General features: G+C 72.1%; 22 protein-coding genes, 1 tRNA gene and 1 pseudogene. 5 read left to right on the top strand and 19 right to left on the bottom strand.

Going from position 1 to position 24,451, the window contains the following annotated elements; all coding sequences use genetic code 11:
* Positions 1-53 precede the first annotated feature (53 nt).
* Genes J3R08_RS03490 through J3R08_RS03480 form a run of 3 tightly spaced genes read right to left on the bottom strand, consistent with a single transcriptional unit; the run spans position 54 to position 2,734 of the window.
* The gene (locus J3R08_RS03490; RefSeq protein WP_043326796.1) at positions 54-641 is read right to left on the bottom strand and encodes a 2'-5' RNA ligase family protein; all 588 of its coding nucleotides are present in this window, start codon (positions 639-641) and stop codon (positions 54-56) included.
* A gap of 17 nt (positions 642-658) precedes the next feature.
* A complete protein-coding gene (gene trpS / locus J3R08_RS03485; protein ID WP_209959966.1) occupies positions 659-1,684 on the bottom strand; it encodes a tryptophan--tRNA ligase in 1,026 nt (341 codons plus the stop codon).
* 33 nt (positions 1,685-1,717) lie between these two features.
* Positions 1,718-2,734 (bottom strand): hemolysin family protein, encoded by a 1,017-nt coding sequence (locus tag J3R08_RS03480; RefSeq protein ID WP_223201244.1) that lies wholly within the window; start codon positions 2,732-2,734, stop codon positions 1,718-1,720.
* A 177-nt stretch (positions 2,735-2,911) separates the two neighbouring features.
* On the opposite strand from J3R08_RS03480, the gene galE reads away from it, so the two are divergent.
* Positions 2,912-3,898 carry a UDP-glucose 4-epimerase GalE gene (gene galE / locus J3R08_RS03475; protein WP_043326801.1) on the top strand — a complete coding sequence of 329 codons (987 nt, stop codon included), beginning with the start codon at positions 2,912-2,914 and terminating at the stop codon, positions 3,896-3,898.
* Positions 3,895-5,049 carry a galactokinase gene (gene galK, locus J3R08_RS03470; RefSeq protein ID WP_043326802.1) on the top strand — a complete coding sequence of 385 codons (1,155 nt, stop codon included), beginning with the start codon at positions 3,895-3,897 and terminating at the stop codon, positions 5,047-5,049. Before galE ends, galK begins: the two co-directional genes overlap by 4 nt.
* 99 nt (positions 5,050-5,148) lie before the next feature.
* Here galK and J3R08_RS03465 read toward each other — a convergent pair whose 3' ends face one another.
* From J3R08_RS03465 to J3R08_RS03425, 9 genes and pseudogenes are all read right to left on the bottom strand, one after another.
* Positions 5,149-6,450: a sulfate adenylyltransferase subunit 1 gene (locus J3R08_RS03465; protein WP_030501168.1), complete on the bottom strand. Its 1,302-nt coding sequence runs from the start codon at positions 6,448-6,450 to the stop codon at positions 5,149-5,151.
* A complete protein-coding gene (gene cysD / locus J3R08_RS03460; RefSeq protein ID WP_030501167.1) occupies positions 6,450-7,361 on the bottom strand; it encodes a sulfate adenylyltransferase subunit CysD in 912 nt (303 codons plus the stop codon). Before cysD ends, J3R08_RS03465 begins: the two co-directional genes overlap by 1 nt.
* A 79-nt stretch (positions 7,362-7,440) precedes the next feature.
* Positions 7,441-8,274, bottom strand: a complete 834-nt coding sequence (locus J3R08_RS03455; RefSeq protein ID WP_043326804.1) for an inositol monophosphatase family protein — start codon at positions 8,272-8,274, stop codon at positions 7,441-7,443.
* A gap of 39 nt (positions 8,275-8,313) precedes the next feature.
* Positions 8,314-8,904 (bottom strand): aminoacyl-tRNA hydrolase, encoded by a 591-nt coding sequence (gene pth, locus J3R08_RS03450; RefSeq protein WP_030501165.1) that lies wholly within the window; start codon positions 8,902-8,904, stop codon positions 8,314-8,316.
* A gap of 100 nt (positions 8,905-9,004) precedes the next feature.
* Positions 9,005-9,700: a 50S ribosomal protein L25/general stress protein Ctc gene (locus tag J3R08_RS03445; protein WP_013283957.1), complete on the bottom strand. Its 696-nt coding sequence runs from the start codon at positions 9,698-9,700 to the stop codon at positions 9,005-9,007.
* A 284-nt stretch (positions 9,701-9,984) separates the two neighbouring features.
* Complete coding sequence (locus J3R08_RS03440; protein ID WP_030501163.1) at positions 9,985-10,965, bottom strand: ribose-phosphate diphosphokinase; 981 nt, start codon at positions 10,963-10,965, stop codon at positions 9,985-9,987.
* Between the two features lie 56 nt (positions 10,966-11,021).
* Positions 11,022-12,587: pseudogene (gene glmU / locus J3R08_RS03435) on the bottom strand (bifunctional UDP-N-acetylglucosamine diphosphorylase/glucosamine-1-phosphate N-acetyltransferase GlmU); the annotation flags it as partial.
* Positions 12,588-12,663: 76 nt separating this feature from the next.
* Positions 12,664-12,735 (bottom strand) — tRNA-Gln (locus J3R08_RS03430).
* 15 nt (positions 12,736-12,750) lie between these two features.
* The gene (locus J3R08_RS03425) at positions 12,751-13,611 is read right to left on the bottom strand and encodes a helix-turn-helix domain-containing protein (RefSeq protein WP_069087187.1); all 861 of its coding nucleotides are present in this window, start codon (positions 13,609-13,611) and stop codon (positions 12,751-12,753) included.
* Positions 13,612-13,689: 78 nt separating this feature from the next.
* Between J3R08_RS03425 and J3R08_RS03420 the strand changes: the two genes are divergently transcribed.
* On the top strand, positions 13,690-14,358 hold the full coding sequence (locus tag J3R08_RS03420) for a TetR/AcrR family transcriptional regulator (protein ID WP_043326808.1): 669 nt from the start codon (positions 13,690-13,692) through the stop codon (positions 14,356-14,358).
* Between the two features lie 41 nt (positions 14,359-14,399).
* Here J3R08_RS03420 and J3R08_RS03415 read toward each other — a convergent pair whose 3' ends face one another.
* The 6 genes from J3R08_RS03415 to J3R08_RS03390 form a co-directional block, all read right to left on the bottom strand.
* Entirely contained in the window at positions 14,400-14,867 is a 468-nt protein-coding gene (locus J3R08_RS03415) for a DUF4383 domain-containing protein (RefSeq protein ID WP_043326810.1), read from the bottom strand.
* A gap of 117 nt (positions 14,868-14,984) precedes the next feature.
* A complete protein-coding gene (locus J3R08_RS03410) occupies positions 14,985-15,440 on the bottom strand; it encodes a DUF4383 domain-containing protein (protein WP_043326811.1) in 456 nt (151 codons plus the stop codon).
* A 97-nt stretch (positions 15,441-15,537) separates the two neighbouring features.
* Entirely contained in the window at positions 15,538-17,337 is a 1,800-nt protein-coding gene (locus J3R08_RS03405; RefSeq protein WP_069087188.1) for an ABC-F family ATP-binding cassette domain-containing protein, read from the bottom strand.
* A 63-nt stretch (positions 17,338-17,400) separates the two neighbouring features.
* Positions 17,401-18,354 (bottom strand): 4-(cytidine 5'-diphospho)-2-C-methyl-D-erythritol kinase, encoded by a 954-nt coding sequence (locus J3R08_RS03400; RefSeq protein WP_064447611.1) that lies wholly within the window; start codon positions 18,352-18,354, stop codon positions 17,401-17,403.
* A gap of 84 nt (positions 18,355-18,438) precedes the next feature.
* Positions 18,439-19,308, bottom strand: a complete 870-nt coding sequence (gene rsmA / locus J3R08_RS03395) for a 16S rRNA (adenine(1518)-N(6)/adenine(1519)-N(6))-dimethyltransferase RsmA (RefSeq protein WP_069087189.1) — start codon at positions 19,306-19,308, stop codon at positions 18,439-18,441.
* A gap of 79 nt (positions 19,309-19,387) precedes the next feature.
* Positions 19,388-20,293 carry a TatD family hydrolase gene (locus J3R08_RS03390; protein ID WP_209959963.1) on the bottom strand — a complete coding sequence of 302 codons (906 nt, stop codon included), beginning with the start codon at positions 20,291-20,293 and terminating at the stop codon, positions 19,388-19,390.
* An 81-nt stretch (positions 20,294-20,374) separates the two neighbouring features.
* Here J3R08_RS03390 and J3R08_RS03385 point away from each other — a divergent pair, with 81 nt between their 5' ends.
* Entirely contained in the window at positions 20,375-21,619 is a 1,245-nt protein-coding gene (locus J3R08_RS03385) for a hypothetical protein (protein WP_209959961.1), read from the top strand.
* A 61-nt stretch (positions 21,620-21,680) separates the two neighbouring features.
* Positions 21,681-22,532 (top strand): alpha/beta fold hydrolase, encoded by an 852-nt coding sequence (locus J3R08_RS03380; protein WP_043326820.1) that lies wholly within the window; start codon positions 21,681-21,683, stop codon positions 22,530-22,532.
* Positions 22,533-22,589: 57 nt separating this feature from the next.
* On the opposite strand, the gene metG is transcribed toward J3R08_RS03380, so the two are convergent.
* Positions 22,590-24,392, bottom strand: a complete 1,803-nt coding sequence (gene metG / locus J3R08_RS03375) for a methionine--tRNA ligase (protein WP_043330658.1) — start codon at positions 24,390-24,392, stop codon at positions 22,590-22,592.
* Positions 24,393-24,451 lie beyond the last annotated feature (59 nt).

Raw genomic sequence — 24,451 nt, 5'->3', positions numbered from 1 at the left:
GTCATCCTCGCTGATCTCCGCCCGTGGCGGAGGAGCCCCGGCCGGTCGAATGTTCAGCTCGCCCCGCCGAGCCGGAAGTCGCGCCGGGGCTGCCACCGGGTAGCCCCGCTGTGCGAGAACAGCGTGAACGCCTCCACCTGGAACAGCGCGGAGAAGTCGGCCAGATCCTCGTACGCCTTGTCGAGCACCTCGGGTGGCACGTCCTGTGCCACTGTGACGTGCGGGTGGTACGGGAAACGCAGCTCGCGGCGCAGCTCGGGAGCGGAGTTGATGGCGGCGGCCAGCAGTTCGCACTCGCTGATCCCGGCCGCCACCGCCACGAAGACCACCTGGGTGACCGGGCGGAACGTGCCGGTGCCGCGCAGGTGCAGCGTGAACGGCAGGTGCGCGGCGGCGACCCGGTCCAGGTGCTCCTCGACGGCGGGCAGCGCGCGTACCGGAATCTCGGTGGGCCCGAGCAGGGTGACGTGCGCGGGGACGGCCGCCGGGTCGCCGGCCTCGACCCGGCGGCGGGTGAGCATCCCGCCCCACGGCTCGGGGATGTCGACGGCGATCCCGATCTGGATCGTGTCCGCGCCGCCCGGCGCCGCGTCATTGCCCGCCACGTCGCGCGCCACCCCTCCGGCCTCCGGCTGCGTCACCCGTCCCGCCCGGGCCGCTACTCGAACCGCACCGGCGGGAAGAAACCGGCCCGCTCGTACGCCGCACGCAGCGTCGCGTCGGCCACCACGCGGGCCTTCTCCGCGCCCCGCGCGAGCAGCTTGTCCAGTTGGGCCGGGTCGTTCAGGTAGCCGTTCGTGCGTTCCTGGATCGGGGTGACGAACTCGCGCACCACCTCGGCCAGGTCCTTCTTGAGGTCGCCGTAGCCCTTGCCGTCGTACGCGGCCACCAGGTCGTCGATGGACCGGCCGGACAGCGCCGAGTAGATGGTGAGCAGGTTGCTGATGCCCGGTTTGCCCTCGGCGTCGAAGACGATCTCGCGGCCGGTGTCGGTGACCGCCGAGCGGATCTTCTTGGCCGAGCGGGCCGGGTCCTCCAGCAGGTCGATGATGCCGGCCGGGGAGGACGACGACTTCGACATCTTCGCCGTCGGGTCCTGCAGGTCGGTGATCTTCGCGGTGTCCTTCACGATGTGCGGCGCGGGCACCGTGAAGGTGCGCCCGAACAGCGAGTTGAACCGCTGCGCCAGGTCGCGGGACAGCTCCAGGTGCTGCCGCTGGTCCTCGCCCACCGGCACCGCGTTCGCCTGGTAGAGCAGGATGTCGGCGGCCTGCAGGATCGGGTACGTGAACAGGCCGACGCTGGCCCGCTCGCTGCCCTGCTTCTGCGACTTGTCCTTGAACTGGGTCATCCGGCCGGCCTCGCCGAACCCGGTGATGCAGCCGAGCACCCAGGCCAGCTGCGGGTGCTCGGGCACCTGCGACTGGACGAACAGCGTGCTGCGCTCCGGGTCGAGGCCGAGCGCGAACAGCTGCGCGGCGGCCACCCGGCTGCGGTGCTTGAGCACCTTGGGGTCGTGCCCGGCGGTGATCGCGTGCAGGTCGACCACGCAGTAGTAGGCGTCGTGGCTGTCCTGCAACGCCACCCAGTGCCGCAGCGCGCCCAGGTAGTTGCCGAGGTGGAACGAGTCGGCCGTCGGCTGGATGCCGGAGAAGACGCGCGGGCGGGCGGGTACGTCGGACATGGCGGCAATTCTGTCAGCAAGCCCCGGCGTCCGTCATGACGGGCCGGTGGATCGGGCGGGTACGGGCGGAAGCGGACTGTTCACCTCACGCCGGGGCTCGGGCAGCCGCGCGGCGGAGACCGCCAGGCGGGACACCCGCCGGCCGTCGAGCGCCAGCACCCGCAGCAGCCAGCCGGCCGGATCGGCGGGGACCGATCCGCCTTCCGGGTCGAGCGCCACCGGCACCTCGTCCCCGGCCACCGGCAGCCGGCCCAGCGCGGCCATCACGAACCCGCCCACCGTCTCGTACGGGCCGGCGGGCAGCGGCACCCCGGTACGTTCGGCGAAGTCGGTCAGGTTGAGCCGGCCGTCCACGACGGCGGGCAGCCCGGTGGATTCCGGCTCGGGCGGGCCGTGCTCCTCGTCGCGGATCTCCCCGACCAGTTCCTCGACCAGGTCCTCGCAGGTGACGATGCCGGCGGTGCCGCCGTACTCGTCGATGACCACGGCCAGGTGGTGGCCCTCCCGGCGCATCTCGGTCAGCGCCGCGAGCACGCGCTTGCTGTCCGGCAGGCGTTTCACCTCGCGGGTCAGCTCGCCGACCACCAGCGGCCGGTCGGGTTCCGGGCGCAGCAGCACGTCCCGCAGGTGCACCATGCCGACCACGTCGTCGTGGGTGCCGTCGACCACCGGGTAGCGGGTGTGCGGGTCGTCCCGGACCAGTCGCCGCGCCTGGGCCAGCGGCAGCGCCGCGCTGAGGAAGACCACCTCGGTGCGGGGCACCATGACCTCGCGGACGAGCCGGGCGCCGGCCAGCAGCACCTCGTCGATGATCCGGCGCTCGTCGGCGTCGAGCAGCGTGTTCGCCGCGACCAGGTCCCGCAGCTCGGCCTCGCTGATCCGCTCCCGGCCGGCGACCGGGCTGGCGCCGAGCAGGTCGGTCACCAGGCGGGTGGCGCCGTCGGCGGCCCGCACCACGAGGCGGGCCACGGTGCGGGCCAGCGGGCCGGGTTCGCGTCGGAGCCGCCCCGGCGGACGCCGCCGGGGCCCGGGACCACCACCCTCCCGCATGAGAAGGATGGTAGACAGCGGCCACCGTACGCTCGGGCCGATGTTCGGATCTGTTCAGTCATGAAGGATTGTGATGGAATGGAGGCGGGCTCAACTCGACAGCCGCGACACCGCCCCCGGCCGTAGGGTGATCGCGGGAAGGCCGCGGGACGCGGCCCAGGCAGGAGGACGACCGACGTGAAACTGCTCGTCACCGGCGGCGCCGGCTACATCGGCAGCGTGGTGACCCGGATGCTGCTCGACCACGGCCACCAGGTGACCGTGCTGGACGACCTGCGCACCGGTCACCGGGAAGCCCTCGCCCCCGAGGCGACCCACGTCGACCTGCCGGTGCACGAGGCCGCCCGGGTGCTCACCCCCGACGCCGGGTACGACGGCGTGCTGCACTTCGCGGCCCTCATCGCCGCCGGCGAGTCGATGATCCGGCCCGAGCTGTACTGGCACACCAACACCGTCGGCTCGATCGCGCTCATCGACGCGGTCCGCGCCGCCCGGGTGCCCCGGATGGTCTTCTCCTCCACCGCCGCCGTCTACGGCAACCCCACCGAACTACCCATCCCGGAAACGGCCGTCAAGGCCCCCACCAGCACCTACGGCGCGACCAAGCTGGCCGTCGACATGGCGCTCACCTCCGAGGCGATCGCGCACGACCTGGCCGCCGTCTCGCTGCGCTACTTCAACGTCGCCGGGGCGTACCTGCGCGACGGGCTGGCCATCGGCGAACGGCACGACCCGGAGACGCACCTCATCCCGATCGCGCTCGACGTGGCCGCCGGGCGGCGGGAGAAGCTCCAGCTCTTCGGCGACGACTACCCCACTGTCGACGGCACCTGCGTACGCGACTACATCCACGTGGAGGACCTGGCCCGCGCCCACCTGCTCGCGCTCGACGCCGCCACCCCGGGTCGGCACCGCATCTACAACCTGGGCAACGGCAACGGCTTCACCAACCGGCAGGTGGTCGACGTGGTCCGCGAGGTCACCGGCCACCCGGTGCCGGTCGAGGTGGCCCCCCGCCGCGAGGGCGACCCGGCCGAGCTGGTCGCGTCCTCCGCGCTGGCCCGCGACGAGCTGGGCTGGACGCCGGCCAAGCCCACCCTGCACGACATGGTCGGCGACGCCTGGGCGTTCTACCGGGCCCACGTCGCGGGGCAGCCCTCATGACCGTTGCCGACCGCGCCGCCGCCGGCTTCCGGCAGCGGTACGGCACCGAGCCGGCCGGCCGCTGGGCGGCACCCGGACGGGTCAACCTGATCGGCGAGCACACCGACTACAACGACGGCTTCGTGCTGCCCTTCGCGCTGCCGCTGCGTACCGTGGTCGCCGCCGCGCCCGCCCCCGACGGACGCTGGACGGTCTGGTCGGAGCTGGACGACGAGCCGGTCGAGTTCGGCACGGCGGAGGCCGACGAGCCCGGCGGCGTCGACGGCTGGGCCGCCTACGTGGCCGGGGTGGTGTGGGCGCTGCGCGCCGCCGGCCACGACGTGCCGGGCGCGCGGCTCGCCGTCGCCTCCGACGTGCCGGTCGGCTCCGGGCTCTCCTCGTCGGCCGCGATCGAGTCGGCGGTGCTGGCCGCGCTGGTCGACCTCGGCGGCCTCGACCTGCCCGCGCAGGCGTGGCCCCGGCTGGCCCAGCGGGCCGAGAACGACTACGTCGGCGCGCCCACCGGGATCATGGACCAGTCCGCCGTGATCCGCGGCCGGGCCGGGCACGCCCTGTTCCTCGACTGCCGCACCGAGGAGGTCGAGCAGATCCCGTTCGACCTGGACGCCGCCGGGCTGGCCGTGCTGGTGATCGACAGCCGGGCGCCGCACCGGCACGCGGACGGCGAGTACGCGGCCCGGCGCCGCAGCTGCGAGCGGGCCGCCGCGACGCTCGGGGTGACCGCGCTGCGCGACGTCGACGTGGCCGACCTCGACGCCGCGCTGGCCCGCCTCGACGACGACGAGACCCGCCGCCGGGTCCGGCACGTCGTCACCGAGAACCAGCGGGTGCTCGACACCGTCGCGCTGCTGCGCGCCGGCCGGGTCCGCGACACCGGTCCGCTGCTGACCGCCTCGCACGCCTCCATGCGCGACGACTTCGAGATCACCGTGCCGGAGATCGACACCGCGGTCGAGGCGGCGCTGTCCGCCGGGGCGTACGGCGCCCGGATGACCGGCGGCGGCTTCGGCGGCTGCGTGCTCGCCCTGGTCGACGCCGAGGCCGCCGACCCGGTGGCCGCCGCCGTCACCGAGGCGTACGCGAAGCGCGGCTTCACCGCCCCCGGCACGCTCACGGTCCTCCCGGCCGACGGCGTCACCCGCCTGGGCTGAGGGTGTAAGGAAGGGCCCCTTATTAACGCCTGCGGTAGAGGAAGGGCCCCTTGTTAACAGCGCGCTGTTAACAAGGGGCCCTTCCTTACGAAGCAGGGGTCAGCCGGCCTCGACGATCATGCCGGCGCCGACCGTACGGTTGGTGGCCTCGTCGATGATCACGAAGCCGCCGGTGGTGCGGTTGCGGCGGTACTCGTCGGCCAGCAGCGGCACCGTGGTGCGCAGCCGGACCCGGCCGATCTCGTTGAGCTTCAACTCGCCCACCGTCTCGTCCCGGTGCAGCGAGTTGATGTCCAGCCGGTAGTGCAGGCCACGCACGATCGCCCGCGCCGAGCGGGTGGTGTGCTTGATCGCGTACCTGCCGCCGACCTGCAACGGGCGGGTCTCGTCCATCCAGCAGACCATCGCCTCGATGTCCTGCACGGCCATCGGGGCGTTGTTCGGCCGGCAGATCATGTCGCCGCGGGAGATGTCCAGCTCGTCGGTCAGCCGGACCGTCACCGACATCGGCGGGAACGCCTCGTCCACCGGGCCGTCGGCGGTCTCCACCGCCGCGATCCGGCTGGTGAAGCCGGACGGCAGCACCATGATCTCGTCGCCCGGCTTGAGCACACCGGAGGCCACCTGCCCGGCGTAGCCCCGGTAGTCGGTGACGGTGGTGGACTGCGGCCGGATCACGTACTGCACCGGGAACCGCACGTCGACCAGGTTGCGGTCGGAGGCGATGTGCACCCGCTCCAGGTGGTGCAGCAGCGACGGACCCTCGTACCACGGCATGTTCTCCGAGCGGGTGACGATGTTGTCGCCCTTGAGCGCGGAGACCGGCACCACAGTCAGGTCCGGCACGTCGAGCTTCGCCGCGAACGCGGTGAACTCGTCGGCGATCCGCTCGTAGACCTCCTGCGACCAGTCGACCAGGTCCATCTTGTTCACACAGAGAACCAGGTGCGGCACCCGCAGCAGCGAGCAGAGGAACGCGTGCCGGCGGGACTGCTCCACCAGGCCCTTACGCGCGTCCACCAGGATCAGCGCCAGGTCGGCGGTGGAGGCGCCGGTGACCATGTTCCGGGTGTACTGGATGTGCCCGGGGGTGTCGGCGATGATGAACTTGCGCCGCGGCGTGGCGAAGTAGCGGTACGCCACGTCGATGGTGATGCCCTGCTCCCGCTCGGCGCGCAGGCCGTCGGTGAGCAGCGCCAGGTTGGTGTACTCGTCGCCACGCGCCGCGCTGACCGCCTCGACGGCGGCGAGCTGGTCGGTGAACAGCGACTTGGTGTCGTAGAGCAGACGGCCGATGAGCGTCGACTTGCCGTCGTCGACGCTGCCCGCGGTGGCGAACCGCAGCAGGTCCATCGGCCGCGCGGTGTCGCTCTCGGCCGGCGCCAGGGTCTCGACGCTCATCAGAAGTAGCCCTCTCGCTTGCGGTCCTCCATGGCGGCCTCGCTGACCCGGTCGTCACCACGGGTCGCGCCGCGCTCGGTGATCCGCGTGGCGGCCACCTCCTCGATCACCTTCTCCACCGTGTCGGCGTCCGAGCGGACCGCCGCGGTGCAGGAGGCGTCACCCACGGTCCGGTACCGCACCTGGGCCTTGAACGGCTGCTCACCGGCGCGGGCCCGGAAGAACTCGTTCACCGCGTAGAGCATGCCGTCGCGCTCGATCACCTCGCGCTCGTGCGCGTAGTAGATCGACGGCAGCGGAATCCGCTCCCGCGCGATGTAGTGCCACACGTCCAGCTCGGTCCAGTTCGACAGCGGGAACACCCGGATCGACTCGCCCGGGTGGTGCCGGCCGTTGTACAGCGCCCACAGCTCCGGACGCTGGTTCTTCGGGTCCCACTGGCCGAACTCGTCGCGGAAGCTGAACACCCGCTCCTTGGCCCGCGCCTTCTCCTCGTCGCGCCGGGCGCCGCCGAACAGCGCGTCGAAGCGGTGCTTCTCCACCGCCTCCAGCAGCACCGGCGTCTGGATCCGGTTGCGCATGCCGTCGGCGGACTCGCGGACCAGGCCCTTGTTCAGCGCCTCCGGCACGCTCGCCACGATCAGCTGCAGGCCCAGCTCGGCCACCCGCTGGTCGCGGTAGTCGAGCACCTCGGGGAAGTTGTGCCCGGTGTCCACGTGCATCACCGGGAAGGGGATGTTGGCCGGCGCGAACGCCTTCTGGGCCAACCGGAGCATCACGATCGAGTCCTTGCCGCCGGAGAAGAGCAGCACCGGCCGCTCCATCTCGGCGACCACCTCGCGCATCACGAAGATGCTCTCCGCCTCAAGGGCGTCGAGGTGCGACACCTGGTACGCGGCGGGGGACGTCATGACACGAACTCGATTCGCACGGATCCGTACATCGGATTCCAGACCTTTCAGGTCGGACTCGTGAAGAAGAACGCTCAGGTTACCCGGAATGCCGCTGCAACGCTGCAAGCAACCGACTCGCGAGATCCTTGCGGCAGACCAGCAGATCCGGTAGACGCGGGTCGGCCCCGTTGTATTTCAGCGCAGAACCGTCGATCCGGGAAGCATGCAGACCGGTGGCCGTCGCCACAGCGACCGGAGCGGCCGAATCCCACTCGTACTGACCGCCCGCGTGGATGTACGCGTCGACCTCACCGGTGACCACGGCGGCGATCTTCGCGCCCGCCGAGCCCATCGGGACCAGATGAGCGCCGACGTCCTCTGCCAGATCGGTCAGGAAAACCGGCGGACGGCTACGACTGGCCGCCAACCGGATGACCCGCCGGCCGCCGCCCACGGCCGCCTCCACTGTCATCGGCGGATACGCCGGCGGATGGTCCGTGCCGAGCACCCGGTGCTGGGCCGGCAGGCCCACCGCGCCCGCCACCAGACCGTGCGGCGTCGACGCGTGACGCGACCAGAGCGCCACGTGCACCGCCCAGTCCGAGCGCCCCTCCTCCGCGTACTCCCGGGTGCCGTCCAGCGGATCGACGATCCAGACCCGGTCCGCGTTCAGGCGCGACAACGCCGCGTCCGTCACCTCCGCCGTCCAGGCCAGCCGCGAACCCTCGTCCTCCTCCGACAGCACCGCGTCCGCCGGCCGCCACTTCGCCAGCTCGGTGCGGATCAGATCGTGCGAGACCTTGTCCCCGGCCGACCGGAGCGCGCCCGCGTCGGCGAACCCCATCTCCGTCCGCAACGCCGTCAGCGCCTGACCGGCCCGCGACGCCAGCCACCGGGCGAAGCCGCCGTCGATCATCGGAGGACTGCCCATGATGCTCCCGTCGCCCGCCCTTCGGTCCCCGGCCACTGCTCAGCCCCCGTGGTACAGGTTCTGCGTCGGCTCCACGCCCTTGAGAACCACCGACTCCACCACGTCCGCCGCGCGGTCCACCAGGAACTCCAGCTCCTTGCGCTCCGACGGGGAGAAATCCGAGAGTACGTAGTCAGCCGGGTCCTGCCGCCCCGGCGGCCGGCCGATGCCGAACCGCACCCGCACGTAGTCCTTCGTGCCGAGCGACTTCGACATCGAACGCAGACCGTTGTGGCCGCCCTCGCCGCCGCCGCACTTCACCCGCACCTGCCCGTACGGGATGTCCAGCTCGTCGTGCACCGCGATCACGTGCGCCGGCGGGATCTTGTGGAACTGCGCCAACCCGGCCACCGGGCCGCCGGAGAGGTTCATGTACGTCAACGGCTTGAGCAGCACCAGCTTCGGCCCGCCGAACCCCAGCCGCCCCTCCGCGGCCTCGGCCATCGCGCGCTTGTGCCGCCCGAACTTCGCGCCCACCCGGGCCGCCAGCAGGTCGGCCACCATGAACCCGACGTTGTGCCGGTTGTTCGCGTACTCCCGGCCGGGGTTGCCCAGGCCGACCACCAGCCACGGCCCCGCCTCGTCCGTCACCCGACGCCCCTTCCCGCTCGCTTCCCCGACCAGCCGTCCCGATACGCCGACAGGCGCCCCCGGGAACCGGGGACGCCTGTCGCACAGCCTTGCGGACCGGTCAGGCCTCGGTCTTCGCCTCGGCCGGGGCCTCCTCGCCCTCGGCGGCCGGAGCGCCCTCGGCACCCTCGGCGGTCTCCTCGCCGACCTCGGCCTCGGCCTCCTCGGTGGCCTCCTCGACCTCGGGGAGGGTGGCCTCGAGCTGCTCGGCGGTCGGAGCGGCGGTCACCGAGGCGACAGCGGTCTCCTCGTCGGTGGCCAGCTCGACGCCGGCCGGCAGCTCGACGTCGGCGGCGGTGATCGTGGTGCCCGGCTCGGCGCCCTCGATCGACGCCTCCAGGTGGTCCGGCACCTTGGTCGCGTCGGCGGTCACCGACAGCGTGTCGTGGTCGTGCACGATCAGCGTGTCCTTCGCGGCCTCACCGGTCAGCTGGACCGGGACCTCGACGGTGACCTTCTCGCCCCGGCGGACCAGCAGCAGGTCCACGTGCTCGAAGGTGTCCTTGATCGGGTCACGCTGGATCGCCTTCGGCAGCGCCAGCACCTGGGTGCCGTCGCTGACCTCGATCGCGAAGAGCTGGTTCGCGCCGCCCTTACGGATCGCGGCGGCGAACTCCCGCGCCGGAAGCGCGATGTGCTTGGGCTTCTCGCCGTGGCCGTACAGCACGGCGGGCACCTTGCCGGCCCGGCGGGTACGACGGGCACCACCCTTGCCGAACTCGGTACGGGGCTCGGCGCTGATCTTTACCTCGGACACGGGGAAACTCCTGATGCTTCGCTGCGGCGGCTTGTCGTCTGGCGGTGCTGGGGCGAGGGGCTCGCTGGGGCTAGGGTCATGAACGACCGCCCGGAGCACCGCGTCGATGACGGCGCCTCCGTGCGGTGCTTGTCAGCAGCCCGCCGGGCACCCTCGCCGTGGCAACCGCACCAGTCTACCCGAGGGAATTCCCGGCTCTCCGGCAGTCCCCCATATCACCGCGCCGCCGGTTCCGCAGGGCATCGGCCCGGCCGCCGGAACACCGGCGACCGGACCGGCACTCCTCAGCTCAGGCCACCGAACAGGGTGGTCACCGAACCGTCGTCGAAGACCTCCCGGATCGCCCGCGCCAGCAGCGGGGCGATCGACAGTACGGTCAGCTTGTCCAACTGCTTCTCCGACGGCAGCGGCAGCGTGTTCGTCACCACGACCTCGCTGATCGGGCTGTTCTTCAGCCGCTCCGTCGCCGGATCGGACAGCAGCGCGTGGGTCGAGGCGACCACGATCTCCGCCGCGCCCTGCTCCTTGAGGATGTCCGCCGCCTTGGTGATCGTGCCGCCGGTGTCGATCATGTCGTCCACGATCAGGCACACCCGGCCCTCGACCTCACCGACCACCCGGTTCGCCACGACCTGGTTCGGCTTGAGCGGATCGCGGGTCTTGTGGATGAACGCCAGCGGGCAGCCGCCCAGCCGGTCGGTCCAGCGCTCCGCCACACGTACCCGGCCCGAGTCCGGCGCCACCACCGTCATCGGGCGGCCCGCGTACTTGTGCTCCACGTACTCGGCCAGCACGTCCATGGCGAACAGGTGGTCCACCGGGCCGTCGAAGAAGCCCTGAATCTGCGCGGTGTGCAGGTCGACGGTCAGGATGCGGTTCGCGCCCGCCGTCTTGAGCAGGTCGGCGATCAGCCGCGCCGAGATCGGCTCCCGGCCGCGGTGCTTCTTGTCCTGCCGCGCGTACGGGTAGAACGGCAGCACCACGGTGATCCGCTTGGCCGAACCGCGCTTCAGCGCGTCGACCATGATCAGGGTCTCCATGACCCAGGTGTTCACGCCGTGCGTCACGGACTGCACCACGAAGGCGTCCGAACCACGAACCGAGTCCTTGTACCGGACGAAGATCTCGCCGTTGGCGAAGTCGTACGCGTCGGCCGGCGTCGGCGCGACGCCGAGCACCTCACCGATCTCCTTGGCCAGCTCCGGAAAACCCCTCCCGGAGAAGAGCATCAGGCTCTTGCGGTTTTCGGCGACGATGCTGCCCATGGGCCCGTCTGCTCCCGTATGTCGGTGGTGCCCGGCGGCGGTGAGGCCGGGGAGTGTTCGGTTGCAGTATGCCCCCGGTTCAGCGATCCACCCACGGCCCGCCGATCCCCGTGGAGTCAGTCACCTTCCCTTGCGGCTGCGCCCGACTCCGGCGCATCCTCACCGGCCCGCCGCGCCGCCTCCGCGGCCTCCGTGCCGGCCCGCTTGCGCAGCACCCAGCCCTCCACGTTGCGCTGCTGGCCCCGCGCCACCGCCATCGCGCCCGGCGGCACGTCCCCGGTGATCACCGAACCCGCAGCCGTGTACGCGCCGTCGCCGACCCGCACCGGCGCCACGAACATGTTGTCCGCTCCGGTACGCGCATGGCTGCCGATGGTGGTGTGGTGCTTGCGTACCCCGTCGTAGTTGACGAAGACGGTGGCCGCGCCGATGTTGCTGTGGTCGCCGATCGTCGCGTCCCCCACGTACGACAGGTGCGGCACCTTCGAGCCCTCACCGATCGACGTCTTCTTGGTCTCCACGAACGTGCCGACCTTCGCCTTGCGGCCCAGCCGCGACTCCGGCCGCAGGTACGCGTACGGCCCCACGCTGGCCTCCGGCCCCACCTCGGCGCCGAGCGCGTGGGAGCGCACCACGCTCGCGCCCGCGCCCACCACCGTGTCCACGAGCGTGGTGTCCGGGCCGACGAGCGCGCCCGCGCCGACCACGGTGGCGCCCTGGAGCTGCGTGTTCTGGTCGATCACCGCGTCCCGTTCCACGGTCACCGTCACGTCGATCCACGTCGTGTGCGGGTCGAGGATGCTGACCCCGGTACGCATCCAGCCCTCGTTCACCCGGTCCCGCAGCAGCCGCCGCAGCGCGGACAGCTCCACCCGGTCGTTGCAGCCGAGCGTCTCCACGTAGTCGGCGGCGCAGTGCACCGCCACCGGCTCCCCGGCGTCGCGCAGCAGCGCGAAGACGTCGGTCAGGTACTCCTCGCCCTGGTCGTTGTCGGTGGAGAGCTTGCCCAGCGCCTCCCGCAGGCGGGCCGCGTCGAACGCGTAGATGCCCGCGTTGATCTCCCGCAGCGCGCGCTGCTGGGGCGAGGCGTCCCGCTCCTCCACGATCTGCTCCAGGTGCCCCTGCACGTCCCGCACGATCCGGCCCAGGCCGGTCGGGTCCGGCACCTCGGCCGCCAGCACCGTCGCCGCCGCGGCGGCTTCCTCGTGCGCCTCGACGAGCGCCCGAACCGTCTCCGGCCGCAGCAGCGGCACATCCCCGTTGATCACCACGACGGTGCCGGTCGCGTCCGGCACCGCGTCCAGCGCGATGCGGACGGCGTGCCCGGTGCCGAGCTGGCGCTCCTGGAGCACCGGCGTCGCCGCCGGGGCCACGTCGGTCAGGTGCGCCCGGACCTGGTCGGCGCCGTGGCCGACCACCACCACGGTGCGGTCCGCGCGCAGCGGCCCGGCCGCGGCGAGGACGTGACCGAGCAGGGTACGGCCGAGCAGTGGGTGCAGCACCTTGGGCAGGGACGACTTCATCCGCTTGCCCTCACCGGCGGCGAGCACGACAACGGTGCGGAGGTGGGGCTGGGACACGACGTGGCTCTCCCGTCGGGACGGCGACAGTCTCGCGGTCATGCTAACCACGCGGCTCGCCACAATTCGCATCCGGCCACACAAACGTCGTTCGCCCAGGAGCGATCCGACGAATGAGCTGGGGTGCCTGGATTCGAACCAGGAGCTCAAGGCTCCAAAGGCCTGCGGGTTGCCGTTACCCCACACCCCATCGCTATGTCAAGACCTACGGATCAGCGACTTTTCCTTGCGTCTCGTCCGTGATCCGGAACAGCTCGGCGATCATACCTTCGATCTGCCAGTAGAGCTCGCGACTGCGGGGCACCGTGATCACGAGACATCCGTGATAGGTGTCGCCCGTGTTCCGCCGCAGCGTGGTCGGGTTGTGCCGCTTGAGCACCGTGCGGCGAAACCGCTCGGCAGGTAGTCGCAGCCGCCTCACCCACCAACGCACAGCCGCCTCCGCGTCCGCTGACTCGTGGATGCTCACCCGATAGGTCGGCACCGTCCGATCTACGCCGCACACTTCGAGGAAGCGGAGGAAGAGGGCCAGCAACCCCGGATCGGTGTTGACGAACTGGACCGTCACCGCTCGACGCCAGGGCTTCGACTTGGCGCCCTCGCACCAGTAGATCGCGGCGCCCAGCATCAGCAGATCCCGCTCACCGAGCCCGCCGACCACCCCGGCGGACCTGGCGTGTTCCGCGGCCTGCGCGGCGTCCCGCGACTCCCGGTACGCGCTCCAGCGCGCCTCCGTCATCGCCCGTGAATGGGCACGTCGCCGCTCGGCCGTCGCGTCGTCCGGGTTCAACGGCAGGTGCCGCACCCACTGGTAAGCGGTCGACTTCGCCACGCCGAGCTGCTCCGCGATCTGGTTGACGGATCGGCCGGCCGCGCGCAGCCGCAGCGCCTCAGCGCGGGCGTCGTCGCGCGCACGGGGCCGGCGGGTCCACTCAGGCGGCGGGATGCCGCGCAGCAGCGCGTACACCCGATCGCGGCCGATGCCCAGGCGGGCCCGGATGTCGGCGACGGAGAGCTGCTCCTCGACACGCAGGCGGCGCACCTCGGCGGCGAGTGGGTCGACCATGGACCGAACTTAGAACGTACGTACGACAACGAGGCGTCCGGTCGGACCGCGTACGCCTCGCCTGGCAGGATGGGGCGGGTGACCGACGTTCCCGGCAGTGACCGCGCCCGGCGGCGGCCCGCGCCGGCGGCGAAGCCGTCCCGGGTGCGGATGTCCGCGACGCAGCGGCGCGAGCAGTTGATCTCGATCGCCCGGCAGATCTTCGCCGAGCGCGGGTTCGACGCGACCTCGATCGAAGAGGTGGCGGCGCGCGCCAAGGTGTCCAAGCCGGTGGTCTACGAGCACTTCGGCGGCAAGGAAGGGCTCTACGCGGTGGTGGTGGACCGGGAGGTCCGGGCCCTGCTGGACCGGATCACCACGGCGCTGACCGCGGGCAATCCGCGGGAGCTGCTGGAGCAGGCCGCGTTGACGCTGCTGACCTACATCGAGGAGGAGACCAGCGGGTTCCGGGTGCTGGTCCGGGAGTCGCCGCTGATGTCGGCGACCGGCAATTTCAGCAGCGTGATGAACGACGTGGCGCACCAGGTGGAGCACATCCTGGCGGGCGAGTTCTCCATCCGGGGGTACGACCCGAAGCTCGCCGAGCTCTACTCCCAGGCGCTCGTGGGCATGGTGGCGTTGACCGGGCGCTGGTGGCTGGAGGTGCGCAAGCCGCGCAAGGAGACGGTGGCGGCGCACCTGGTGAACCTGGCCTGGAACGGGTTGTCGCACCTGGAGTCGAAGCCCGGGCCGATCCCCCGGGGCTGACGCCGCGTCAGCGCAACAGCCGCGTCAGCGCAACAGCCGCGTCAGCGCTCGCCGATCGGGTGGTAGCGGCGCTGCCGTTCCTCCTCGGCGTGCTCGGCGGTGCCGACCTTGTCGTACAGGCCGGTGGCGAGCAGGATCAGCCCGAACAGCAGCGACACGATGACCGTGGACATCGAGAAGTTGAGGAAGTTCGCCGAGGTCTGCAGCACCGACATCATCAGGATGCCGGTGACCAGGAAGACCACGCCGGCGGTGAGGTTCATGTAGTGGCCGAGATTGGTGCGGCGGGACGCGCCGACCAGCAGGACCGCGCCGAAGACGACCGAGACCAGCGAGAAGGCCAGGTTGGTGCGCAGGCCCAGCGCCCAGTTGCTGCCCCGGCCGAACAGCCCTTCGCCCCAGGTCAGGAAGACGCCGTAGACGCCGAAGACGAGGATGTAGAGGCCGATGAGCCCGGACAGCACCCGGTAGAGGGGCCGCGCGGGGTGGTTCACCGGGAAGTGCGCCATGGTGCCCTCCAGTCGTGCGACTGATTCGGGGCAATTGTCGCCTGGGTTGTCCGTTCGCGTCCGGAAAACACCGAAGGCCCGGCGCGCGGCGCGCCGGGCCTTCGTACGAGGAGGGGATCAGAGCACCAGGCGGGCCTTCTGCCATGCCTCGTGCTCCTCGTCGGAGCCGACCTTGCTGTACATGCCGGCCATCAGGAGCACCAGCGCCAGGGTCAGGACCACGACGTCGGTCATGATCGAGAAGTTGAAGATGTTGACGTCGGTCTGCAGGAACGCCAGCGAGCCCAGGCCGATCACCATCAGGGTGTAGGCCAGCCACTGGTTGATCGCCACGTCGAGGTTGCGGCCGATCGCGGTGCCGACCAGGATCACCACGCCGACGAGCACCGACACCAGCGAGAACGCCATGTTGGTGCCCTGGCCGAGAACCTTGGTGTCGTCCTGGGCGAAGAAATCGCCACCGGCGCTGGCGATGACGCCGAGGCCGCCGAAGACGACGAAGTACAGACCAACGATCCCGCCGATCGCCCGGTAGATCGGCCGCGCGGGGTGGTTGACGGGGGTGTGGGCCATCTCTGCGTCTCCAAAAGACCGTTCGGACGAGGGTTCCACCGGTGATTGTCCCGTACGCCGGTCAGTGACGCCGCACACCCCCCACCCCGGCGGCAGGTCAGCCGCCCGGCAGCTCCTCGGCCAGGGCCAGCCAGGTCTCCTCGGTGCGGTCCCGCTCGGCCCGTACCTCCTTGAGCTGTGCGTCCAGCTCGGCGACCCGGGCGTAGTCGGTGGCGTTCGCGGCGAGCTGCTCGTGCAGGGCCGCCTCCTTCTGTTCCAGCTTGGCGATCTGCCGTTCCAGCCGGTTGAGTTCCTTCTTCGCCGTGCGTACCTCGGCGGCGGACATGCCCTCGCGTTCCGGCGCCGCGGTGGCCGGGGTGAGGTCGGCGGGCGCCGGGCCGCCGGCCGCGGCGGCGCGCGCCAGGTACTCGTCGACGCCGCCGGGCAGGTGCACCAGCCGGCCGTCGCCGAACATGCCGTACGCGACGTCGGTGACCCGCTCAATCAGGTAGCGGTCGTGGCTGGCCACCACGATCGTGCCGGGCCAGGAGTCGAGCAGGTCCTCCAGCGCGGCGAGCGTGTCGGTGTCCAGGTCGTTGGTGGGCTCGTCGAGCAGGAGCACGTTGGGTTCCCCGGCGAGCAGCCGCAGCATCTGCAGGCGGCGGCGTTCCCCGCCGGACAGGTCGCTCACCGGGGTCCAGAGCCGCCGGTCGTCGAAGCCGAAGATCTCGGCGAGCTGGGCGGCGCTGATCTCCCGGTCGCCGAACTGCACGCGCCGGGCCACCTCTTCGACGGCTTCCAGCACGCGCAGGTGGCCGGGGAGTTCGGCGAGTTCCTGGGAGAGGAACGCGGGCCGGACGGTCTGCCCGACGGCGAAGCGCCCGCCGTCGGGGCCGGTCACCCCGGCGAGCATCCGTAGCAGGGTGGTCTTGCCGGCGCCGTTGCGCCCGAGGATGGCCACCCGGTCGCCGGGCCCGACCTGCCAGGTGGTGTCGTGCAGGATCTCCTTCGGGCCGGCGTGCAGCCGCACGTGTTCGAGGTCGTACACCTGCTTGCCGAGCCGGGCGGTGGCGAGCCGTTGCAGCGACATGGTGTCGCGGGGTTCCGGGACGTCGGCGATGAGCGCGTTCGCCGCGTCGATGCGGAACTTGGGCTTCGAGGTGCGCGCCGGCGCGCCGCGGCGCAGCCAGGCGATCTCCTTGCGGAGCAGGTTCTGCCGGCGGGCCTCGGTGGCGGCGGCCACGCGCTGCCGTTCGACGCGGGCGAGCGTCCACGCGGCGAAGCCGCCCTCGTACGCCCGGACGGTCTGGTCGGCGACCTCCCAGGTGGTGGTGCAGACGGCGTCGAGGAACCAGCGGTCGTGGGTGACCACGACGAGCGCGCCCTTGCGGGTGACGAGGTGCCGGGCCAGCCAGTCGACGCCACCGACGTCCAGGTGGTTGGTGGGCTCGTCGAGGACGAGCAGGTCGGCGTCGCGGACCAGCAGCGCGGCGAGCGCGACCCGGCGGCGTTCCCCGCCGGACATCGGGCCGACCGGCGTGTCCAGGCCGAGGTGGGGCATGCCGAGGCCGTCGAGGATGGCGCGCACGCCCGCGTCGCCGGCCCACTCGTGCTCGGCGCCCATGCTCTCGCCGAGCCAGGCGGTGCCGAGCACGACGTCCCGCACGGTGAGGTCGGGGGCCAGGTCCAGGCGCTGTGGCAGCCAGGCGACGCGCAGGTCGCGGCGGTGGGTGACGCGGCCGTCGTCGGGTTCCTCGGTGCGGGTGAGCAGCCGCAGCAGCGTCGACTTGCCGGCGCCGTTGAGGCCCACCACGCCGACCCGGTCGGCGTCGTCGAGGCCGAGCGAGACGTCGGTGAGCAGCGGCCCGGCGGCGCCGTACCCCTTGGACACCCGGTCCAGGTTGACGATGTTGGCCATTCCCCACCTTTCACGACTCAGGCGTCCCGGGGCCCGGGACGCCTGAGTCAAGGGTACGGGGCGTCAGACCACGCGGGCGCCGGCGACCGGTCCGTGCGCGACGCGGGCCTCCCGGCACACCCCGGCGGCGGTCAGCTCGGCGGCGATCCGCCCCGCGTCGGACTCGCCGGCGGCGAGGAAGACGCAGGTGGGTCCGGAGCCGGAGACGATGCCGGCGAGCGCGCCGGCGGCCTCGCCGGCCTTGAGCGTCTCGGCCAGCGACGGGCGCATGGTCAGCGCGGCGTCCTGGAGGTCGTTGCCGAGCGTGGCGGCGAGGACCCGTGGGTCGCGTTGGCGCAGCGCGGCGAGCAGCGCGTCGGTGCTGCCCAGCGGGGTGCCGGCGGCTCCGGCGTCGCGTAGCCGGTCCAGTTCCCGGTAGGCGGCCGGGGTGGACAGGCCGCCGTCGGCGATCGCCACCACCCAGTGCCAGGAGGTGGGGCGGGCGAGCACCGGGCTGACCGTCTCGCCGCGGCCGGTGCCGAGCGCGGTGCCGCCGTGGATGAGGAACGGCACGTCGGAGCCGAGGTCGGCGGCGATGCCGGCCAGTTCGTCGCGGGACAGCCCGGTGCCCCAGAGCGTGTCGCAGGCGACGAGCGCGGCGGCGGCGTCGGCGCTGCCGCCGGCGAGCCCGCCCGCGAGCGGGATCTGCTTGCGCAGGTGCAGCCGGGCGTGCGGGGCGACGCCCGCGTAGCCGGCGAGCGCGTGCGCGGCGCGCAGCGCCAGGTTGGTGTCGTCCAGCGCCAGCTCCCCGGCGCCCTCGCCCTCCATGGTGAGGGTGAGGGTGTCGCCGCGCCGGGCGGTCAGCTCGTCGTAGATGGAGATCGCGTGGTAGACGGTGTTCAGCTCGTGGTAGCCGTCACGGCGCAGCGGTCCCACCCCGAGATGCAGGTTGACCTTGGCGGGCACCCGCACCTTGACCGGGCCGCTGGCCCCGCGCCGCTGCCCGTCCTCGTCCTCCGGTCGCCATGCCTCGGTCACCGGGTGCGCTCCCCTGGACGCGGGCGGATGTCGAACGGCTTCTGCACGGTCAGCTCCTCGGCGGGGTCGGGCAACGGCGCCAGCCTACTGCTCGGCGGCGGAGCCGTCGGGGGCCGACGCGGCGATGGCGGCGAACTGCTCCACGGTGAGCGATTCGCCGCGTGCGGACGGGTCCACGCCGGCCGCGGCGAGCGCCGCGGCGGCCCGGTCCGCGCCGCCGGCCCAGCCGGCCAGGGCGGCGCGCAGCGTCTTGCGGCGCTGCGCGAACGCGGCGTCGACGACGGCGAAGACGGCCTTCCGGGGTACGTCCGGCCGGGGCGGTTCGCGCCTGGTGAACGCGACCAGGCCGGAGTCGACGTTCGGCACCGGCCAGAACACGTTCGGCGGGACCTTGCCGGCGGCCCGGGAGCGGGCGTACCAGGCGAGTTTGACCGACGGGATGCCGTACACCTTGGAGCCGGGACCGGCGACGAGCCGGTCGGCGACCTCCTTCTGCACCATCACCAGGCCGTGCCGCAGTGTGGGCAGCTCGGCGAGCAGGTGCAGCACGACCGGCACGGCGACGTTGTAGGGCAGGTTCGCCACCAGCGCGGTCGGCGCCGGGTCGGCCAGGTCGGCGGCGGTGACCCGCAGCGCGTCGGCCGGGTGGACGGTGAGCCGCCCGGCGGCCTCGCCGGCGAAGCGGGCGGCGGTCTCCGGCAGCGCGGCGGCGAGCGCCGGGTCGAGTTCCACGGCGTGCACGTGCGCGGCGACCGGGAGCAGGGCGAGCGTGAGCGAGCCGAGGCCGGGGCCGACCTCCAGTGCCACGTCGTCCGGGGTCAGCCCGGCGGTGGTGACGATGCGGCGCACGGTGTTCGGGTCGTGCACGAAGTTCTGGCCGAGCTTCTTTGTCGGCGTGACGCCGAGGCGCGCGGCGATTTCCCGGATCTCCGCCGGGCCGAGGAGTCCGGTCACGCCCCGTAGCGTAAGCGCCCCCGCCCGAGGGGAAGGAAGGGCCCCTTCTTAACGCCTCGCGATATGGAGGGGCCCCTTCTTAACGCCACGGGCCGAACGCGCGCTCACCGTTGGTGGAGATGGCGGCGCAGAGGGTGTCCAGGTCGGCGCCGGTGGTCTCGGCGAGGAAGCGGACGGTCAGCGGGATCAGGTACGACGCGTTGGGCCGTCCCCGGTGCGGCATCGGGGTCAGGTACGGCGCGTCGGTCTCCACCAGCATCTGCTCGGGCGGGGTGACGGCGGCGGCCTCGCGCAGCGCGGCGGCGCTGCCGAACGTGACGGTGCCGGCGAAGCTGAGCAGGAAGCCGCGCCGGACGCACTCGCGGGCGAAGTCGGCGTCGCCGGAGAAGCAGTGCATGACCACGGTGTCCGGGGCGCCCTCGTCGTCGACGACGCGCAGCACGTCGGCGTGCGCGTCGCGGTCGTGGATGACCAGCGCCTTGCCGTGCCGCTTCGCGATGGCGATGTGTGCCCGGAAGCTCTCCTCCTGCGCGGCCCGCCCCTCCTCGCCGGTACGGAAGAAGTCCATCCCGGTCTCGCCGACGCCCCGGACCCGGTCCCGGCCGGCGAGCGTCTCGATCTCGCGCAGCGCCTCGTCCAGGTCGGCCAGCCGGGGCGCCTCGTTCGGGTGCAGCGCGACGGTGGCGAGCACCGCTGCGTACCGGTCGGCGACGTCGGCGCCCCACCGGGACGAGTCGACGTCCACGCCGACCTGCACGAGCCGGTCCACGCCGGCCCGGGCGGCGACGGCGATCGCGGCGGCCACCGGGTCGTCGCCGGGGGCGCCGCCCGGGGGTGTGCCGAACTCGCCGACGGTGATGTCGAGGTGGGTGTGGCTGTCCGGCACGGGTACGGGCAGCGGCTCGGGTGCGGGCGGGAACTCCCCGGCCCGGCGGGCGGCGCGCTGCTTGCGGGTCTCGGTCTGCTCGGTCATCGCGGCCAGCATCACACACCGGCGCGGGCCGGCGTTCCCGGACCGCCACCGGCCGTTCACACGCCCCACATCTGGCGGGCTTAGCGTCCCGGAGTGACAGTCACCGACCATGCCGGTGGGCCCGCCTCCGACCGGGCCGGGTTGCGCGTGACGTACGCCGGCCGGGTGCACCCGGCCGAGGAGATCGCCCGGGGCGCGGCGTACGAGCTGTTCAGCGCCGACGAGGCGCCCGGCTTCGAGTGGTGTCCCCGGCCCGGGGGCGGCTATCCGTGGCGCCGGTTCGTGCACGCGACCGAGGTGGACGCGGTGCACGGGGGCTCAGGGACGGCCGACGAGACGGACGCGCCGCTGCTGATGCCGGTGCACCGGGACCGGGGTTGGGCGTATGTACACCGGCTCAGCCAGCAGCCGGGGGCGGCGGGTGACCCGACGTTGGCCGCGGTGCGGGCCTCGGCGGTGATCCGGCCGGGCACCCGGATGGTGAAGGTGCTCTCCGCCCGGCAGCTCGCCGGCTACGTGCGGGGGTGGCTGCCGCACGGCTTCTGCTACCGGGAGCACGACGTGGCGCACCTGCGGACACCGGCCGGGATGGCGGTGCTGCGGGGCGACTCCGAGGGCGGTGACGTGGCGTACGCGCTGCGCTGGCGGGCCGCCGACCCGGCCGACTACGACGTGCCGGTGGGCGAGGCGCACCGCGGCCTCATGGCGTTGCCGCCCCGGGACCGGCTCGGACCGCCGGTGCTGGGCACCGGGTTCGTGCCGAGCAGCGCGCAGCTCGTGCCGGAGTTCGTCACCCGGGAGTTCGCCGACCTGCCGATGCCGGCGAACGCCACGCTGCTGGCCTACCCGGCCGAGGGCGTGGAGGTGGTGCTCTACACCTACCAGGCGGAGCAGCGGGGCTGGCTGCGCCTGGCGGGTCCGCAGTGGCGGCACCTGCTCGCCGCGGTGCCCGGCCTGGCCGCCGATCAGGAGTACGTGCCGACCGGCGAGGCGCCGCGCTCGACCCGGCTCGTCGGCACGTACGCGGGTTCGGAGTACGAGGCGGTGGCCGACCAGCCGGGCGGGTTCCGGGTGCTGGCGATGACCCGGGCGGCCCGCTACCCGGTGGACGCGGCGGCCCGGCGGCTGCGCACGGCGACCTGGCGCGGGACGCCGTGCCTGGTGCTGCGGGAGGAGGGTGGCTGGCTGCGGTTGCGGCTGCGCCGCCCGGATCCGGACGCGGTGGCCGCGACCGGCGCTCAGTGTCTGGAACGCGGCGTGTACGAGGTCTGGGCGCCCGGCGGCGAGCTGACCGACGACCGGGTGGTGGACCTGCCCTATCCGGCCCGGCACGCATAGACGGGGGCAGGTCGGGAAGCCCTTGGGGTCCGAGAAGCCCGCGCTGAGGGGGAATCCCGACATGCCTTTCGTCACCGTCGGTACGGAGAACTCCGCACCCATCGACCTGTACTACGAGGATCACGGTTCCGGTCAGCCGATCGTGCTGATCCACGGTTTCCCGTTCAACGGGGCGACCTGGGAGAAGATGAGCGGTCCGCTGCTGAACGCCGGGTACCGGGTGATCACGTACGACCGGCGTGGGTTCGGCAACTCCGCGCAGCCGGCCATGGGCTACGACTACGACACGTTCGCCGCCGACCTGGACGTGTTGATGACCGAGCTGGACCTGCGCAACGCGATCCTGGTCGGGCACTCGATGGGCACCGGTGAGGTGACCCGCTACCTGGGCGCGTACGGGTCGGACCGGGTGGACCGGGCGGTCCTGCTGGCCCCGTTGGCGCCGTACCTGCTGAAGACGCCCGACGACCCGGAGGGCGTCGACAAGAGCATGTTCGAGGGGTTCCAGAAGGCGATCATCCAGGACCGGTTCGCCTACCTGACCCAGTTCTGCGACGCGTTCTTCAACGCCAGTGAGAACCGGGGGAAGCTGGTCAGCGACGAGGCGTACCACGCGCACTGGCAGATCGGCGCGCAGGCGTCGGCCAAGGGCACCCACGACTCGGTGGACGCCTGGCAGACCGACTTCCGCGGTGACCTGCCGAACATCGACGTGCCGGTGCTGATCATCCAGGGCGACAAGGACAACGTGCTGCCGTTCCCGGTGACGGGCCAGCGGCTGGTGAACATGCTGTCCGACGCCAAGCTGGTCACGCTGAAGGGTGCGCCGCACGGCACGCCGTGGACCCATCCCACCGAGGTCAACAAGGCCATCATGGAGTTCATCGGCAAGCCGAGCATGGCGACCGCCTGACCCGGCGGACGATCGCGGCCCCGGGGAGATCCCCGGGGCCGCGGTTCGCGCGCGTGCTCAGCCGGCCAGCCGGGCCAGCTCCTCCTCGACGATGGACGGGTCGAGCTTGCGGAACACCGGCTTCGGCGCCGCGAGCGGCCGGCCCACCTCCAGGGGTACGGACTCCCAGCGCGCCCCGACCGTGTAGTCACCGGTCAGCACCGGGTACGACGGCCCGCCGTCGAGGTCGTCGACCTCCTCGATCACCGGCATCGGGGCGTGCGTGCCGGTGCCGCCGAGCAGCTCGTGGATCTTCTGGGCGGAGTGCGGCAGGAACGGGGTGAGCAGCGTGTTGGCGTCGCTGACCACCTGGAGCGCGACGTGCAGGATGGTGCCCATGCGGGGCTTGTCGTCCTCGCCCTTGAGCTTCCAGGGCGCCTGCTCGGAGAGGTACTTGTTGGCCTCGGCGACGACCTTCATGGCCTCGCCGATGGCCTGCTTCTGCCGGTGCCGGGCGATCAGGTCGCCGACGGTGGCGAAGCCCGCCTTCGCGGTGTCCAGCAGCGCCTGGTCGGCCTCGGTGAGCCCGGCCGGGTCGACCGGCGGGACGGCGCCGAAGTTCTTCGCCGCCATCGACACCGACCGGTTGACCAGGTTGCCCCAGCCGGCGACCAGTTCGTCGTTGTTGCGGCGCAGGAACTCGGCCCAGGTGAAGTCGGTGTCGTTGCTCTCCGGGCCGGCCACCGCGATGAAGTAGCGCAGCGCGTCGGCGTCGTAGCGCTCCAGGAAGTCCCGGACGTAGATGACCACCTTGCGGGAGGAGGAGAACTTCCGGCCCTCCATGGTGAGGTATTCGCTGGAGACGACCTCGGTGGGCAGGTTGAGCCGGCCCAGCTCGCCCGGCTCGCCGTCGCGGGCCCCCTCACCGGAGTAGCCGCCGAGCAGCGCCGGCCAGATCACCGAGTGGAAGACGATGTTGTCCTTGCCCATGAAGTAGTAGGAGCGGGCGTCCTTCCCTTCCCCGTCCGCCGACCACCACTTGCGCCAGGCCTCCGGGTCGCCGGTGCGGCGGGCCCACTCGATGGACGCGGACAGGTAGCCGATGACCGCGTCGAACCACACGTAGATCCGCTTGTCCGGCCGGTCGCGCCAGTCGTCCAGCGGGATCGGCACGCCCCACTCCAGGTCGCGGGTGATGGCCCGGGGCTGGAGGTCGTCGAGCAGGTTGCGGGAGAACCGCAGCACGTTGGGGCGCCAGCCCTCGCGGTTGTCCAGCCACTGCCGCAGCGCGTCGGCCAGGGCGGGCAGGTCGAGGAAGAAGTGCTCGGTCTCGACGAACTCCGGCGTCTCCCCGTTGATCTTCGACTTGGGGTCGATCAGGTCGATCGGGTCGAGCTGGTTGCCGCAGTTGTCGCACTGGTCGCCGCGCGCGCTGTCGTAGCCGCAGATCGGGCAGGTGCCCTCGATGTAGCGGTCGGGCAGCGTCCGGCCGGTGGACGGGGAGATCGCGCCGGTGGTGACCTTCGGGACGATGTAGCCGTTGCGGTACAGGCCGGTGAACAGCTCCTGCACCACGGCGTAGTGGTTGCGCGTGGTGGTGCGGGTGAACAGGTCGTACGACAGGCCCAGCGCCCGCAGGTCCTCGGCGATCACCCGGTTGTAGCGGTCGGCCAGTTCGCGCGGGGTGACTCCCTCGGCGTCGGCCTGCACCTGGATCGGGGTGCCGTGTTCGTCGGTGCCGGAGACCATGAGCACGTCGTGGCCGGCCATCCGCATGTACCGGGCGAAGACGTCGGAGGGAACGCCGAATCCGGATACGTGGCCGATGTGGCGCGGGCCGTTGGCGTAGGGCCAGGCGACCGCGGCGAGAACGTGACTCATGAGCAGCAAGCCTAGTGATTGCGGTGGGCGGGCCGCGAACCAATGGGCGGCAGGCGCCG

Source organism: Micromonospora sp. HB375 (genome assembly GCF_017872985.1).
In the GTDB taxonomy this organism is placed as follows: Bacteria; Actinomycetota; Actinomycetes; order Mycobacteriales; family Micromonosporaceae; genus Micromonospora; species Micromonospora chalcea.
This window is presented reverse-complemented; position numbering and strand designations above follow the sequence as displayed.

Bases quoted from the DNA above. Each gene is read 5' to 3' on its own strand.
- trpS (WP_209959966.1), bottom strand. From the start codon at position 1,684: ATGTCCGACGTACCCGCCCGCCCGCGCGTCTTCTCCGGCATCCAGCCG.
- J3R08_RS03480 (WP_223201244.1), bottom strand. From the start codon at position 2,734: ATGCGGGAGGGTGGTGGTCCCGGGCCCCGGCGGCGTCCGCCGGGGCGG.
- galK (WP_043326802.1), top strand. From the start codon at position 3,895: ATGACCGTTGCCGACCGCGCCGCCGCCGGCTTCCGGCAGCGGTACGGC.
- J3R08_RS03465 (WP_030501168.1), bottom strand. From the start codon at position 6,450: ATGAGCGTCGAGACCCTGGCGCCGGCCGAGAGCGACACCGCGCGGCCG.
- cysD (WP_030501167.1), bottom strand. From the start codon at position 7,361: ATGACGTCCCCCGCCGCGTACCAGGTGTCGCACCTCGACGCCCTTGAG.
- J3R08_RS03455 (WP_043326804.1), bottom strand. From the start codon at position 8,274: ATGGGCAGTCCTCCGATGATCGACGGCGGCTTCGCCCGGTGGCTGGCG.
- J3R08_RS03440 (WP_030501163.1), bottom strand. From the start codon at position 10,965: ATGGGCAGCATCGTCGCCGAAAACCGCAAGAGCCTGATGCTCTTCTCC.
- J3R08_RS03425 (WP_069087187.1), bottom strand. From the start codon at position 13,611: ATGGTCGACCCACTCGCCGCCGAGGTGCGCCGCCTGCGTGTCGAGGAG.
- J3R08_RS03415 (WP_043326810.1), bottom strand. From the start codon at position 14,867: ATGGCGCACTTCCCGGTGAACCACCCCGCGCGGCCCCTCTACCGGGTG.
- J3R08_RS03410 (WP_043326811.1), bottom strand. From the start codon at position 15,440: ATGGCCCACACCCCCGTCAACCACCCCGCGCGGCCGATCTACCGGGCG.
- J3R08_RS03405 (WP_069087188.1), bottom strand. From the start codon at position 17,337: ATGGCCAACATCGTCAACCTGGACCGGGTGTCCAAGGGGTACGGCGCC.
- J3R08_RS03390 (WP_209959963.1), bottom strand. From the start codon at position 20,293: ATGCTGGCCGCGATGACCGAGCAGACCGAGACCCGCAAGCAGCGCGCC.
- J3R08_RS03380 (WP_043326820.1), top strand. From the start codon at position 21,681: ATGCCTTTCGTCACCGTCGGTACGGAGAACTCCGCACCCATCGACCTG.
- metG (WP_043330658.1), bottom strand. From the start codon at position 24,392: ATGAGTCACGTTCTCGCCGCGGTCGCCTGGCCCTACGCCAACGGCCCG.